15 protein-coding genes are annotated in these 12,965 nt (G+C 70.7%); 13 read left to right on the top strand and 2 right to left on the bottom strand.

What is annotated here, in order from left to right:
• Positions 1 to 92: 92 nt before the first annotated feature.
• Positions 93 to 1,670, bottom strand: coding sequence for a hypothetical protein (locus tag SPR02S_RS38160; protein ID WP_019062292.1), 1,578 nt, complete (start codon positions 1,668 to 1,670; stop codon positions 93 to 95).
• Between the two features lie 170 nt (positions 1,671 to 1,840).
• Here SPR02S_RS38160 and hisD point away from each other — a divergent pair, with 170 nt between their 5' ends.
• From hisD to SPR02S_RS38110, 10 genes are all read left to right on the top strand, one after another.
• Positions 1,841 to 3,163, top strand: a complete 1,323-nt coding sequence (hisD, locus tag SPR02S_RS38155; protein WP_019062291.1) for a histidinol dehydrogenase — start codon at positions 1,841 to 1,843, stop codon at positions 3,161 to 3,163.
• Positions 3,160 to 4,269 carry a histidinol-phosphate transaminase gene (locus tag SPR02S_RS38150; protein WP_019062290.1) on the top strand — a complete coding sequence of 370 codons (1,110 nt, stop codon included), beginning with the start codon at positions 3,160 to 3,162 and terminating at the stop codon, positions 4,267 to 4,269. The genes hisD and SPR02S_RS38150 overlap by 4 nt, the downstream gene beginning before the upstream one ends.
• A complete protein-coding gene (gene hisB / locus SPR02S_RS38145) occupies positions 4,266 to 4,859 on the top strand; it encodes an imidazoleglycerol-phosphate dehydratase HisB (protein ID WP_019062289.1) in 594 nt (197 codons plus the stop codon). Before SPR02S_RS38150 ends, hisB begins: the two co-directional genes overlap by 4 nt.
• Positions 4,856 to 5,020 (top strand): CG2302 family histidine operon protein, encoded by a 165-nt coding sequence (locus SPR02S_RS64125; RefSeq protein WP_019062288.1) that lies wholly within the window; start codon positions 4,856 to 4,858, stop codon positions 5,018 to 5,020. Before hisB ends, SPR02S_RS64125 begins: the two co-directional genes overlap by 4 nt.
• Positions 5,011 to 5,670 (top strand): imidazole glycerol phosphate synthase subunit HisH, encoded by a 660-nt coding sequence (gene hisH, locus SPR02S_RS38135; protein ID WP_019062287.1) that lies wholly within the window; start codon positions 5,011 to 5,013, stop codon positions 5,668 to 5,670. Before SPR02S_RS64125 ends, hisH begins: the two co-directional genes overlap by 10 nt.
• Complete coding sequence (gene priA / locus SPR02S_RS38130; RefSeq protein WP_019062286.1) at positions 5,670 to 6,398, top strand: bifunctional 1-(5-phosphoribosyl)-5-((5-phosphoribosylamino)methylideneamino)imidazole-4-carboxamide isomerase/phosphoribosylanthranilate isomerase PriA; 729 nt, start codon at positions 5,670 to 5,672, stop codon at positions 6,396 to 6,398. Before hisH ends, priA begins: the two co-directional genes overlap by 1 nt.
• Complete coding sequence (locus SPR02S_RS38125) at positions 6,395 to 6,805, top strand: RidA family protein (protein ID WP_019062285.1); 411 nt, start codon at positions 6,395 to 6,397, stop codon at positions 6,803 to 6,805. Before priA ends, SPR02S_RS38125 begins: the two co-directional genes overlap by 4 nt.
• Positions 6,802 to 7,557, top strand: coding sequence for an imidazole glycerol phosphate synthase subunit HisF (hisF, locus tag SPR02S_RS38120; RefSeq protein ID WP_019062284.1), 756 nt, complete (start codon positions 6,802 to 6,804; stop codon positions 7,555 to 7,557). Before SPR02S_RS38125 ends, hisF begins: the two co-directional genes overlap by 4 nt.
• A 137-nt stretch (positions 7,558 to 7,694) precedes the next feature.
• Positions 7,695 to 8,282: an ArsR/SmtB family transcription factor gene (locus SPR02S_RS38115; RefSeq protein ID WP_019062283.1), complete on the top strand. Its 588-nt coding sequence runs from the start codon at positions 7,695 to 7,697 to the stop codon at positions 8,280 to 8,282.
• A gap of 22 nt (positions 8,283 to 8,304) precedes the next feature.
• Entirely contained in the window at positions 8,305 to 9,555 is a 1,251-nt protein-coding gene (locus SPR02S_RS38110) for an MFS transporter (protein ID WP_019062282.1), read from the top strand.
• 24 nt (positions 9,556 to 9,579) lie between these two features.
• Here the strand turns inward: SPR02S_RS38110 and SPR02S_RS38105 are convergent, their stop codons facing one another.
• Complete coding sequence (locus SPR02S_RS38105; RefSeq protein ID WP_019062281.1) at positions 9,580 to 10,215, bottom strand: TIGR03085 family metal-binding protein; 636 nt, start codon at positions 10,213 to 10,215, stop codon at positions 9,580 to 9,582.
• An 82-nt stretch (positions 10,216 to 10,297) separates the two neighbouring features.
• On the opposite strand from SPR02S_RS38105, the gene hisI reads away from it, so the two are divergent.
• Genes hisI through SPR02S_RS38090 form a run of 3 tightly spaced genes read left to right on the top strand, consistent with a single transcriptional unit; the run spans position 10,298 to position 12,916 of the window.
• A complete protein-coding gene (gene hisI / locus SPR02S_RS38100) occupies positions 10,298 to 10,732 on the top strand; it encodes a phosphoribosyl-AMP cyclohydrolase (protein WP_019062280.1) in 435 nt (144 codons plus the stop codon).
• 11 nt (positions 10,733 to 10,743) lie between these two features.
• On the top strand, positions 10,744 to 12,222 hold the full coding sequence (locus SPR02S_RS38095; protein ID WP_019062279.1) for an anthranilate synthase component I: 1,479 nt from the start codon (positions 10,744 to 10,746) through the stop codon (positions 12,220 to 12,222).
• Positions 12,223 to 12,274: 52 nt separating this feature from the next.
• Positions 12,275 to 12,916 (top strand): TIGR02234 family membrane protein, encoded by a 642-nt coding sequence (locus SPR02S_RS38090; RefSeq protein ID WP_026151224.1) that lies wholly within the window; start codon positions 12,275 to 12,277, stop codon positions 12,914 to 12,916.
• Positions 12,917 to 12,965: the final 49 nt, after the last annotated feature.

The following is a 12,965-nucleotide window of genomic DNA, read 5'->3' as shown; positions in this document are numbered from 1 at the left end:
GAAAGTTGTACGCGCCCTGGTCAAAGGCAGGTAAAAGGTGACTGTTGCTCATCTGTTCGAGTGCTGTGCCCGGGGCCTTTGCGAGCGGGTTCCTAACCGCGTCTAAGCAGGCGTGTGGCGCCCGCCGCCACCGTCGTGGCCAGGATCCACCCCAGCAGGATCAGCGCCACCGAGAGCCACTGCCAGCCCCCGTGCAGCTGCCACTGGCCCACCTGCCCCAGGTCGATCACCGGCAGCAGCAGATCCAGCGCGAACAGGGCCGGGCTCCACGGCGGATGCCCGTTCGCGTTCACCGGCGCGTGGTCGGCGTGCGCGAACGCCAGCGAACTCGCCGCCCACAGCACCGCCATCCATACGGCGGCCCGGCCCGGCCGGTACCCGTAGGCGACCGTCCAGTCCTGCACGACCCCCCACACCTTCGCCGCGACCGGCAGACTCTCCCGCCGCCTGCGCTGCTTGGCGAGCAGCACCTCCCGCGCGTCCTCGTCCTCACCGGCGTTGCGCAGCACGGTCGCGAGCCGCTCGTACGGCTCCGGGGCGTACTCGGCGGTCGCCGCGGCCACCCAGTCGAGGCGGGTGTCCAGCGGGAACGGGCCCTGCGGTACGAGGTTCTCGTACACGAAGCCGCCCATGTGCAGGTTGCCGGGACCCGGCCAACTGGTCGCCGAATCAATCAGGTTGACCACCCGTGCCCCCGACAGCACCACCTTCCCGCGCTGTGGCCCCTCCCCGAGGAAGCGCAACTCCGGCGCCTGGATGCGCAGTAGCGACAATTCCTGGTTGTCCGTGAACGTGAACCGGGCCCGCTCCAGGTCCACCGCGTCCCCGAACCGCCCGTCGTCCAGCCGCACCCCGCCCTGGCACGAGAAACGCTGGATGCGGGTCCCGCGCGCGGGAGTTGTGCCGCTCAGCCACGGGCCGCCGACACCGGCCGGGGTGAGGTACAGGGTGCGGCCCACGGTCAACTGGGGCGCGTTCAGGGCGAGTCGCGTGTACGGGTTCGCCAGCCGGGCGCCGCGCAGACTAAGCGAGACGCCGACCTTGGCGCTGCGCAGGCTCAACTCACCGTGCGATTCGAGGAGTTCGGCCTGGAGATCCTGCCCCACGGTCATGCCGTCGGCGGCGATCGAACGCCCGGTGCGGTCCCGGTACACGATCGCCTGGTTGAGCAGCAGATCCGTGCCGATGTGCGCGTCGGTCAGCCGGACGCCGTTGTGGAAGCGGCAGCGCGGCAGATGCAGATCACCCTCCGTGTGCACCCGCGCCGCCTCCAGGCGCGGCACCGAGCAGTCCACCAGCCGTACGGTCCGGAAGCGGGCCTCCGGCAGCAGCACCTCCCGCTCGAAACGGCAGCCCTTCAGCTCGACGTACGGCGTGACGGTGCCGCCCGCCAGGTCCAGCACGCCGCTGATCTGCACGCCGGTGAGTTTCAGGGAGGCCACCCGGCCCGACAGCGCGGGCGGGCCGTCCAGGAGCAGCCAGCACACGATGCGGGCCCGTACCGTCCGCTCCGGGCCCCACGGGTGCCCGCCGTGCGGATCGTCGACGACCGTGTCGCCGCTGCTCAGGTCGTACACGCTGCCGTTGCGGAAGGCCTGCCACATACCGGCCTCGGCGGCGGTCAGATCGTCCGGCACATCCCCCGCGCGGAGGCCGGCACCCTCGGTCACTGCTCTTTCATCCCTCTCAACTACTCACGGGTTTCGCACAGCTGTTCATGCCCGCTCCGTGACGCCCGGAACACTAGACGTGAAGGGGATCTTCCGGGTTCCGGCCACGGTCTGTATCAGCCATTGATATGCGTGAGCAGTCGTCGATCGCCGTCTGAGAGAATTGGCGCGTGATCTCCCGAATCGATCTGCGCGGTGACGCCCTCCCCGAAGGGCCCGCCCTGCGCGACCTGCTGCCCCGAGCCGACTTCGACGTCTCGGCCGCCCTGGAGAAGGTGCGGCCGATCTGCGAGGCCGTGCATCATCGGGGCGACGCGGCGCTGATCGACTTCGCCGAGAAGTTCGACGGCGTGCGGCTGGAATCGGTACGGGTCCCGGCGCAGGCGCTCAGCGACGCGCTGGAGCAGCTCGACCCGGCGGTGCGCGCGGCCCTGGAGGAGTCCATCCGGCGCGCCCGGCTCGTCCACCGCGAGCAGCGCCGTACGACGCACACGACCCAGGTCGTGCCCGGCGGCACGGTCACCGAGAAGTGGGTGCCGGTGGACCGGGTGGGGCTGTACGCCCCGGGTGGTCGGTCCGTGTACCCGTCGTCCGTGATCATGAACGTCGTCCCGGCGCAAGAGGCCGGCGTCGGCTCCGTCGCGCTCGCCTCGCCGCCGCAGGCGGACTTCGACGGTCTGCCGCACCCGACGATCCTCGCCGCCTGCGCGCTGCTCGGCGTCGACGAGGTCTACGCCGTCGGCGGCGCCCAGGCCGTCGCGATGTTCGCCCACGGCACCGAGTCCTGCGCCCCGGCCAACATGGTCACCGGGCCCGGCAACATCTGGGTCGCCGCCGCCAAGCGCTACTTCACCGGCAAGATCGGCATCGACACCGAGGCCGGCCCGACCGAGATCGCGGTCCTCGCCGACGACAGCGCCGACCCCGTGCACGTCGCCGCCGACCTGATCAGCCAGGCCGAGCACGACCCGCTCGCCGCCGCCGTCCTGGTCACGGACTCCGTGACGCTCGCGGACGCCGTCGAGAAGGAACTGGAACCGCAGGTCGCGGCCACCAAGCACATCGAGGACCGGATCGCCCCGGCGCTGGCCGGCCGGCAGTCCGCGATCGTCCTCGTCGACGGCATCGACGAGGGCCTGCGGGTCGTCGATGCGTACGGCGCCGAGCACCTGGAGATCCAGACGGCGGATGCCGCCGCGGTCGCCGACCGGGTGCGGAACGCGGGCGCGATCTTCGTCGGACCCTGGGCGCCCGTGTCGTTGGGCGACTACGCGGCCGGCTCCAACCACGTGCTGCCGACCGGGGGTTGCGCCTGCCACTCCTCCGGGCTCTCCGTGCAGTCCTTCCTGCGCGGCATCCACATCGTCGACTACACGAAGGACGCGCTGGCGGACGTGGCGCATCACGTGGTCACGCTGGCGGAGGCGGAGGACCTGCCCGCGCACGGCGCGGCGGTCAAGGCAAGGTTCGGTTGGAAGGTGCCCGGCAAGTGAGCTTCGGAATCGACGATCTTCCCGTACGGGACGAGCTGCGCGGCAAGTCCCCTTATGGCGCGCCCCAGTTGGACGTCCCCGTACGGCTGAACACCAACGAGAACCCCTACCCGCTGCCCGAGGCGCTGGTCGAGCGCATCGCCGAGCGAGTCCGTGAGGCCGCCCGCGATCTCAACCGCTACCCGGACCGGGACGTGGTCGAGTTGCGCACCGAGCTGGCCAACTACCTCACGAAGACCGGGAGTTACCGGGTCGGCGTCGAGAACGTGTGGGCGGCCAACGGCTCCAACGAGGTCATCCAGCAACTGCTCCAGACCTTTGGCGGGCCCGGCCGTACGGCGATCGGCTTCGAGCCGTCGTACTCGATGCACGCGCTCATCGCGCGCGGCACGGGGACCGGCTGGATCTCCGGTCCGCGCAACGAGGACTTCACGATCGATCTCGCCGCCGCCGAGCGCTGGATCGCCGAGAACAAGCCCGACGTCGTGTTCATCACGACCCCCAACAACCCCACGGGCAACGCCGTTCCGCCCGAGACGGTGCTCGCGCTGTACGAGGCCGCGCAGGCCGCCAAGCCGTCGATGGTGATCGTCGACGAGGCGTACATCGAGTTCAGCCACGGCGACTCGCTGCTGCCGCTGCTCGAAGGTCGGCCGAATCTCGTCGTCTCGCGGACGATGTCGAAGGCGTTCGGCGCGGCGGGCCTGCGGCTCGGCTATCTCGCCGCGCACCCGGCGGTCGTCGACGCCGTCCAACTCGTACGGCTGCCTTACCACTTGTCCGCCGTCACCCAGGCGACCGCGCTGGCCGCCCTGGAGCACACCGACACGTTGCTGGGGTATGTCGAGCAGCTGAAGTCCGAACGGGACCGGCTGGTGGGCGAGTTGAAGGCCCTCGGGTGTGAAGTCGTCGAGTCCGACGCGAACTTCGTGCAGTTCGGGCGGTTCGCGGACTCGCACACCGCCTGGCAGAAGATCCTCGACCAGGGCGTCCTGGTCCGGGACAACGGCATCCCGGGGTGGCTGCGGGTCTCCGCCGGAACCCCCGAAGAGAACGACGCGTTCCTCGACGCGGTCCGTGAACTGAAGAAGGAGCAGAGCGCATGAACCGCGTAGGACGTGTGGAGCGGGCGACCAAGGAGACGTCGGTCCTCGTCGAGATCGATCTCGACGGGCACGGCAAGGTCGACGTGTCGACAGGAGTCGGCTTCTACGACCACATGCTGGACCAGCTCGGCCGGCACGGTCTGTTCGACCTCACCGTGAAGACCGAGGGCGATCTGCACATCGACTCGCACCACACCATCGAGGACACCGCCCTCGCCCTCGGCGCCGCCTTCAAGCAGGCGCTCGGCGACAAGGTGGGGATCTACCGGTTCGGCAACTGCACGGTGCCGCTCGACGAGTCCCTCGCGCAGGTGACCGTCGATCTCTCCGGCCGCCCGTACCTCGTGCACACCGAGCCCGAGAACATGGCGCCGATGATCGGCGAGTACGACACCACGATGACCCGGCACATCCTGGAGTCCTTCGTCGCACAGGCCCAGATCGCGCTTCATGTGCACGTGCCCTATGGGCGCAACGCACACCACATCGTGGAGTGCCAGTTCAAGGCGCTGGCCCGCGCGCTGCGCTACGCCTCCGAGCGCGACCCGCGCGCGGCCGGCATCCTCCCCTCCACGAAGGGCGCGCTGTGACCGGCCTCTCCAGCCTCCTGATCGTCGTCGGACTCTTCCTCCTCGGCGGGGTCTACTCCTTCGTCAAGCAGAAGATGCCGGCGAGCCTCATCGTGCTGGTCTCCATCGGCGCGGCGATGTGTCTGGTCGCGGGGGTCATGCGGTTGGCGGTGTGGAGTTGAGCGCGGCGAAGAACGCTTCCAAGAAGGTCGTCGTCTTCGACTACGGCTTCGGGAACGTCCGTTCCGCCGAGCGTGCCCTCGCGCGCACGGGTGCCGAGGTCGAGATAACGCGTGACTACGACAAGGCCATGAACGCGGACGGCCTGCTGGTGCCCGGTGTCGGCGCCTTCGCCGCCTGCATGCAGGGCCTCAAGGAGGCGCGCGGCGACTGGATCGTCGGCCGTCGGCTGGCCGGCGGGCGCCCGGTGATGGGCATCTGCGTGGGCATGCAGATCCTGTTCGCGCGCGGCATCGAGCACGGCGTGGAGACCGAGGGCCTGGACGAGTGGCCCGGCTCGGTCGAGCCGCTCCAGGCCGAGATCGTGCCCCACATGGGCTGGAACACCGTGGACACCCCGGCGGGCTCCCAGCTCTTCGCGGGCCTCGACGCGGACGCGCGCTTCTACTTCGTGCACTCCTACGCCGTCCACGACTGGTCCCTCGAAGTCGTGAACCCGGCGATGCGTGCCCCCCTGGTGACCTGGTCGACGCACGGCAAGCCCTTCGTGGCCGCCGTGGAGAACGGCGCCCTGTGGGCCACGCAGTTCCACCCCGAGAAGTCCGGCGACGCCGGAGCGCAGTTGTTGAACAATTGGATCGGAACCCTCTGATGCCTTCGAAGCTCGAACTCCTCCCCGCCGTCGATGTCCGCGACGGCCAGGCCGTCCGCCTGGTGCACGGCGAGTCCGGGACCGAGACCTCCTACGGCTCCCCCCTCGAGGCCGCCCTCGCCTGGCAGAGCTCCGGCGCCGAGTGGCTGCACCTCGTCGACCTGGACGCCGCGTTCGGCACCGGCGACAACCGCAAGCTCATCGCCGAGGTCGCCGGCGCCATGGACATCAAGGTCGAGCTGTCCGGCGGCATCCGCGACGACGACACCCTCGCCGCCGCCCTCGCCACCGGCTGCACCCGGGTGAACCTCGGCACCGCCGCGCTGGAGACCCCGGAGTGGGTCGCCAAGGTCATCGCCGAGCACGGCGACAAGATCGCGGTCGGCCTCGACGTACGCGGCACGACCCTGCGCGGACGCGGCTGGACCCGCGACGGCGGCGACCTCTACGAGACGCTGGACCGCCTCAACTCCGAGGGCTGCGCCCGGTACGTGGTCACCGACATCGCCAAGGACGGCACCCTCCAGGGCCCCAACCTGGAGCTGCTGCGCAACGTCTGCGCGGCGACCGACCGCCCCGTCGTGGCCTCCGGTGGCGTGTCCTCGCTGGACGACCTCCGCGCCATCTCCGAGCTGGTACCCGTCGGTGTCGAGGGCTCCATCGTCGGAAAGGCCCTGTACGCGAAGGCGTTCACCCTGGAAGAGGCCCTGGAGGCGGTGGCCCGGTGACCGAGCTACGACGCGTGTCGACCGGCGCGCCCTGGGAGGACGCCTTCGGCTACTCCCGCGCGGTGCAGCTGCCCAACGGCCTGGTGCTGGTCTCCGGGTGCACGTCGATAGTGGACGGCGAGATCGCCGGGGGCGGTCCCTACGAGCAGACGGTCAACGCGTTCAACGTCGCGTTCTCGGCGCTGGAGCAACTGGGTCTCGGCCCCGCCAATGTGGTGCGCACCCGTATGTACATCACCCACGCCCGGGACGTCGAGGACGTGGGCCGCGCACACAAGGAACTCTTCGACGCGATCCGCCCCGCCGCCTCGATGATCATCGTGTCCGGCTTCGTCGACCCGAGCCTGGTCGTCGAGGTCGAGGTGGAGGCGTACCGCTCCGGTACCGAGGGCGGAGGTTCGTCATGACGCTCGCCGTACGCGTGATCCCCTGCCTGGACGTGGACAACGGCCGGGTCGTCAAGGGCGTCAACTTCCAGAACCTGCGTGACGCGGGCGACCCCGTCGAGATGGCCAAGGTCTACGACGCCGAGGGCGCCGACGAGTTGACCTTCCTGGACATCACCGCGTCCTCCGGCAACCGCGAGACGACGTACGACGTGGTCCGCCGCACCGCCGAGCAGGTCTTCATCCCGCTCACGGTCGGCGGCGGCGTCCGCACGGCCGAGGACGTGGACAAGCTGCTGCGGGCGGGCGCGGACAAGGTCGGCGTCAACACGGCGGCGATCAACCGGCCGGAGCTGATCCGGGAGATCGCGGAGCGGTTCGGGCGGCAGGTGCTGGTGCTGTCCGTGGACGCGCGCCGTACGGAGTCGGGTTCCTTCGAGGTCACGACCCACGGCGGCCGCAAGGGCACCGGCCTCGACGCCGTCGAATGGGCGCACCGGGCCGCGGAGTTGGGGGCGGGGGAGATCCTGCTCAACTCGATGGACGCGGACGGTACGAAGGACGGCTACGACCTGGAGATGATCGCCGCGGTGCGCAAGCACGTGACCGTGCCGGTCATCGCCTCCGGGGGCGCGGGCAAGCTCGCGGACTTTCCGCCGGCGGTGGCGGCGGGGGCGGACGCGGTGCTGGCGGCTTCCGTCTTCCACTTCGGGGATCTGCGGATCGGTGAGGTGAAGCAGGCGTTGCGAGAGGCGGGTCACCCCGTGAGGTGATTTCCGGTCCGGTGACTCCGTAGAGGCGTTGTAAGCCCCGACTGCCTGGCGGTCGGGGCTTACTTGTGGGTGGATGCGAAAGGAAAGTTGCGCAAAATATATTGCGCAACTTTCCTTTCGCATCTACCGTCGGATGCATGACCTCGGACGAGACCCGCAACATCACCGATCTGGGGACGCTCAAGGCGTTCGCGCACCCGCTGCGCCTCAAGCTGTACCGGGCGCTGTACGTGGCCCGTACGGCGACTGCGTCGCAGCTCGCCGACCAGGTCGACGAGGCTGTTTCGCTGGTGAGCTACCACCTGCGCAAGCTCGCCGAGCACGGGCTGATCGAGGAGGCCGAGCAGCAGAGCGGTGACGGTCGGGAGCGCTGGTGGCGGACCGCCGCCGAAAGCCTGATCGTGCGGCACGAGGACGTGAAGGACGCCCCCGAGAAGCTCGCCACCCAGGGGGCGCTCGTGCGGGCGCTGCTGGAGCAGCGTGTCGACTTGTACCGGCGTCACCTCGACGAGTCCGAGTCCTGGAGCGACGAGTGGCGCTCGGCGGGTTTCGACGGCGAGTACCTCCCACGACTGAACGCGCCCGAACTCGCCGAACTGGGGCACGAGTTGGACGCCCTGATCAAGAAGTACCAGGCCAGGGGGCGAGTCGCCGAGCAGGTGGGCGACACCCAGGGCCGGGAGAACGTCGCGATCCACCTGTACGGCTTCCCGTTCCGCGCCTGAGCCTCGGAGAGGACGAACTCCCGTGCCCACCACGCTCACAGCCCCCGGCACAGCCACCGACAGACCCGCCCACCGCGACCCCAACGTCCTGCGCTGGCTAGGCGCCTACGCGTCGTCGATGGCCGGCGACGGCGTCTACTACGTAGCGCTGTCCTGGGCCGCCGTGCAGGCGGGGTCCCCGGCGCAGGCCGGCCTGGTGATGTCGGTCAGCGCGCTCCCGCGCGCGGTACTGATGCTGGGCGGCGGAGTGATCGCCGACCGCTTCGGTCCGCGCCGGGTCGTCATCGGCAGCGACGCGGTGCGTTGCGCGGCCGTGCTCGCGGTGGCGGCGCTGCTGTTCCTCACCGGCCCGGGGCTGTGGCCGCTCGCCGCGCTCGCCCTGGTCTTCGGCATCGTGGACGCCGTCTTCATACCCGCCGTGGGTGCGCTGCCCGCGCGCATCACCGGCAAGGGACAGCTCGCCCGGGTGCAGGGCATGCGGGGCCTCGCGTACCGGTTCGCCGTGATCTTCGGCGCCCCGCTCGGTGGCCTCGCCGTGGCGTTCGGGGGCGCGACGGCCGCGTTCGGGATCGCCGGGCTGCTGATCGCGGTGTCGGTGCCCCTACTGATCTCGGTACGGGTCCGGGAGCTGCCGCCGGGCGACACGGCCGCCGTCGGTACGACCACCGCGTGGCGCGACCTGGCCGTCGGGCTCCGCTACGTCCGCCGTCACCGTGTCCTCGCGCCCTTGATGCTGGCCATCGCCCTCGGTGACCTGGGGTTCGCCGGCCCGCTCAACGTGGGGCTGACCCTGCTCGCCGACCAGCGGGGCTGGGGGGCGTCCGGGATGGGGTGGGTGCTCGCCGGGTTCGGGGTCGGCGCGGGAACCGCCTCGACGGTGCTGACCGTGCGGGGCCGGCTTCCGCACGCCGGGCAGGTGGCCGGCTGGTCGCTCATCGCGGGCTCCGTCGCCATCGGCGCCCTCGCCTACGTCCCGAGCGTCCTCGCGGCGGTGGGCATCGCCCTGCTCATCGGACTGCTCGCCGGGCTCAGCGGCGTGATGTGCGGCGCCCTGCTGCAGACCCGGTCCGACCCCGCCTACCTCGGCCGCGTCACCGCCGTCTCCAGCCTGGCCAGCCTCGGCTTCGCCCCGCTGAGCATGCCGCTGTCGGCCGCGGCGATCGGCGCGTGGGGCACGGGCCCGGTGTTCGTGGTCAGCGCGGTGGTCTGCGGTCTTGGTGGAGTCATCGCGCTGTGCGTCCGAGACCTGCGGCGGGCCGAACTCCCCGACTGACCCGGCCTGTTCACAACCGCGGGCTCAGATCCCCAGCTGCTTGGCCTCCTGGAGCTTGGCGATCGCGTTCTCGTCGCCGTCCAGTTCCACCTTGGCGACGCTCTGCCGCCCGTGCGCGAACAGCAGCAGCTCCGAGGGCTCACCGGTCACCGTCACCACCGGCGCACCCTTGTGCGCGACCGCCGTCTGCCCGTCCGGGCGCCGCAGCACCAGCCCGGTCGGCGCACTGCGGCCCACCAGCCGGGCCATGCGCTCCAGCCGGGACCACAGGGCGTCCTGGAACACCGGGTCCAGCTCGCGCGGAGTCCACTCAGGCTGCGCCCGCCGTACGTCCTCGGTGTGGACGTAGAACTCGACCGTGTTGGACGCCTCGTCGAGCTGCTTGAGCTGGAACGGCGAGAAGCGCGGCGGGCCGGTACGGATGAGCTGGATCAGCTCCTCGTACGGCTTCGCCGCGAACTCCGTCATCACCCGGTCCAGGCGCGGCGCGAGCTGCTTGATCATGATGCCGCCGGCGGCATCGGCGCGGCGCTCGCGCACCACCACGTGTGCGGCCAGGTCCCGGGTCCGCCACCCCTCGCAGAGTGTCGGGGCGTCCGGGCCCGCGGTCTCCAGGAGATCGGCGAGCAGAAGTCGTTCACGCTTGGCGAAGGTCGACATACCGTCAGCCTACGACCGCGCGGAGGGTCCGCACAGTGGACACCCGGCCGGGACTGTCAGTGGGGCGCGGCACAATGGCCCCATGACCAGCACGCCCCAGCCCAGCAGCCTCGATCCCGATATCGCCGCCCGCCTCAAGCGCAGCGCCGACGGGCTCGTCCCCGCGATCGCCCAGCAGTACGACACCGGTGAGGTGCTCATGCTCGGCTGGATGGACGACGAGGCGCTGCATCGCACCCTGACTACGGGCCGCTGCACGTACTGGTCCCGCAGCCGCCAGGAGTACTGGGTGAAGGGCGACACCTCCGGCCACTTCCAGCACGTCAAGTCGGTCGCCCTGGACTGCGACGCCGACACAGTCCTTGTGAAGGTCGACCAGATCGGCGCGGCCTGCCACACCGGCGCCCGCACGTGCTTCGACGCGGACGTGCTCCTAAAAGAAGGCCCCGAAGAAGGCTTCAGAGAAGGCCTTCTTAAAGAAGGTGCTGATTCCGGCACCGCCGCCTCGGATCAGTAGGGTCAGCCGCCATGGACCTCGAGACGTTCCGCAAGCTGGCCACCGACCGTCGCGTCATTCCGGTCACCCGCAAGCTCCTCGCCGACGGCGACACCCCGGTCGCGCTCTACCGCAAACTCGCCGCGGAGCGCCCCGGCACCTTCCTCCTGGAGTCCGCGGAGAACGGCCGCTCCTGGTCCCGATATTCGTTCGTCGGCGTCCGCAGCGCCGCCACCCTGACCGCCCGCGACGGCCAGGCCCACTGGCTCGGCACCCCGCCCGTGGGCGTCCCGATCGACGGTGACCCGCTCGCCGCCCTGCGCGCCACCATCGAGACCCTGCACACCCCCCACCAGGAGGGCCTGCCGCCCTTCACCGGCGGCATGGTCGGTTATCTCGGCTACGACATCGTCCGCCGCCTGGAGAAGATCGGCCCGGGCGAGCGCGACGACCTCAAGCTGCCCGAGCTGACCATGCTCCTCACCAGCGACCTCGCCGTGATGGACCACTGGGAGGGCTCGGTCCTGCTGATCGCCAACGCGATCAACCACAACGACCTCGACACCGGTGTCGACGAGGCCTACGCGGACGCGATCGCCCGCCTCGACGCCATGGAGGCGGACCTCTCCCGCGCGGTGGCCCAGCCGCCCGCCCAGCTCCCGCCCTCCGAGCTCCCCGAGTACACCGCGCTGTGGGGCGGCCCCGACTTCAAGGAGGCCGTCGAGGACATCAAGGAGCGCATCCGCGCGGGCGAGGCCTTCCAGGTCGTCCCCTCCCAGCGCTTCGAAACACCGTGCACGGCAAGCGCGTTGGACGTGTACCGAGTCCTTCGGGCGACGAACCCGTCCCCGTACATGTACTTGTTCCGCTTCGACGGCTTCGATGTCGTGGGCTCGTCCCCGGAGGCCCTGGTCAAGGTCGAGGACGGCCGCGCGATGGTCCACCCGATCGCGGGCACCCGGCACCGCGGGGCCACCCCGCAGGAGGACCAGGCCCTCGCCGACGAACTCCTCGCCGACCCCAAGGAGCGCGCCGAACACCTCATGCTGGTCGACCTCGGGCGTAACGATTTGGGACGCGTCTGCGAGCCCGGCTCGGTCGAGGTCGTCGACTTCATGTCCGTCGAGCGGTACTCCCACGTAATGCACATCGTCTCGACGGTCACCGGCCGCGTGGCGCCCGGCCGTACCGCCTTCGACGTCCTCACGGCCTGCTTCCCGGCCGGCACCCTCTCGGGAGCGCCCAAGCCCCGCGCGATGCAGATCATCGACGAACTGGAGCCGTCCAGAAGGGGGTTGTACGGCGGCTGCGTCGGTTACCTCGACTTCGCGGGCGACTCCGACACCGCCATCGCCATCCGTACGGCCCTGCTCCGCGACGGCACGGCCTATGTCCAGGCGGGCGCCGGCATCGTCGCCGATTCCGACCCGGAGATGGAGGACCAGGAGTGCCGCAACAAGGCGGCGGCGGTCCTCCGCGCGGTACACACGGCGAACCGGCTCGGGCAATAGGACGAGGGTCATATGAACCCCGGGTGACGGTTCGCCCGGGGTTCGAGCGATAGTGGACTACGTGACTGCTGCTGTTCCACACCCCCGTTCCGAAGGCGAAGGCCCCGCGCGCGCCGGCCGCCGCAGCCTCGCCGTGGCTCTGCTGAGCGGTGCGCTCGGCGCGGCCGTGGCACTGCTGGCCACCCGTCAGCGCTGGTCGATGGGGACCGCGACGGTGGCCGGCGACGCGTTCCCGCTGTCCGTCAAGGGCAGCGACGTCACGGGTGTGCCCGCGGCGCTCGCCATAGTGGGTCTCGCCGCGCTCGTCGCCGTCTTCGCCGTCCGCAGGACGGGCCGCTTCGCGGTCTCCGCCCTCCTCGCGCTCTCCGGCGCGGGCATCGTCGCCGCGGCCCTCCTCGGTGCCACCGACAGCTCCGCGCTCGACGACAAGGCCGCGCAGGCCTCCGGCGACACCTCGTCCGTCGTGCACGCCTTCGACCACACGGCCTGGCCCTACGTCGCCGCGGTGGGCGGCGGCCTGATCCTGCTGGCCGGTCTCCTCGCCCTGTTCTACGGCCGCCGCTGGCCCGCGATGTCGGGCCGCTACGAACGCAACGGCGCGCCTCGCCCCCGGCGGGCTCCGGTGGTGGACCCGGACCGCCCCGAGGACATTTGGAAGGCCCTGGACCGCGGTGAGGACCCCACCAGCGCGTAGCGCTCCGCTGGAGAGGCGAGGAAGCGTCCGTCGTCGGTCGGCTGCGGCG

Source organism: Streptomyces prunicolor NBRC 13075 (assembly GCF_000367365.1).
GTDB classification, from domain to species: Bacteria; Actinomycetota; Actinomycetes; order Streptomycetales; family Streptomycetaceae; genus Streptomyces; species Streptomyces prunicolor.
The sequence above is the reverse complement of the archived record's forward strand: the minus strand, read 5'-3'. Positions and strand labels throughout refer to the sequence as shown.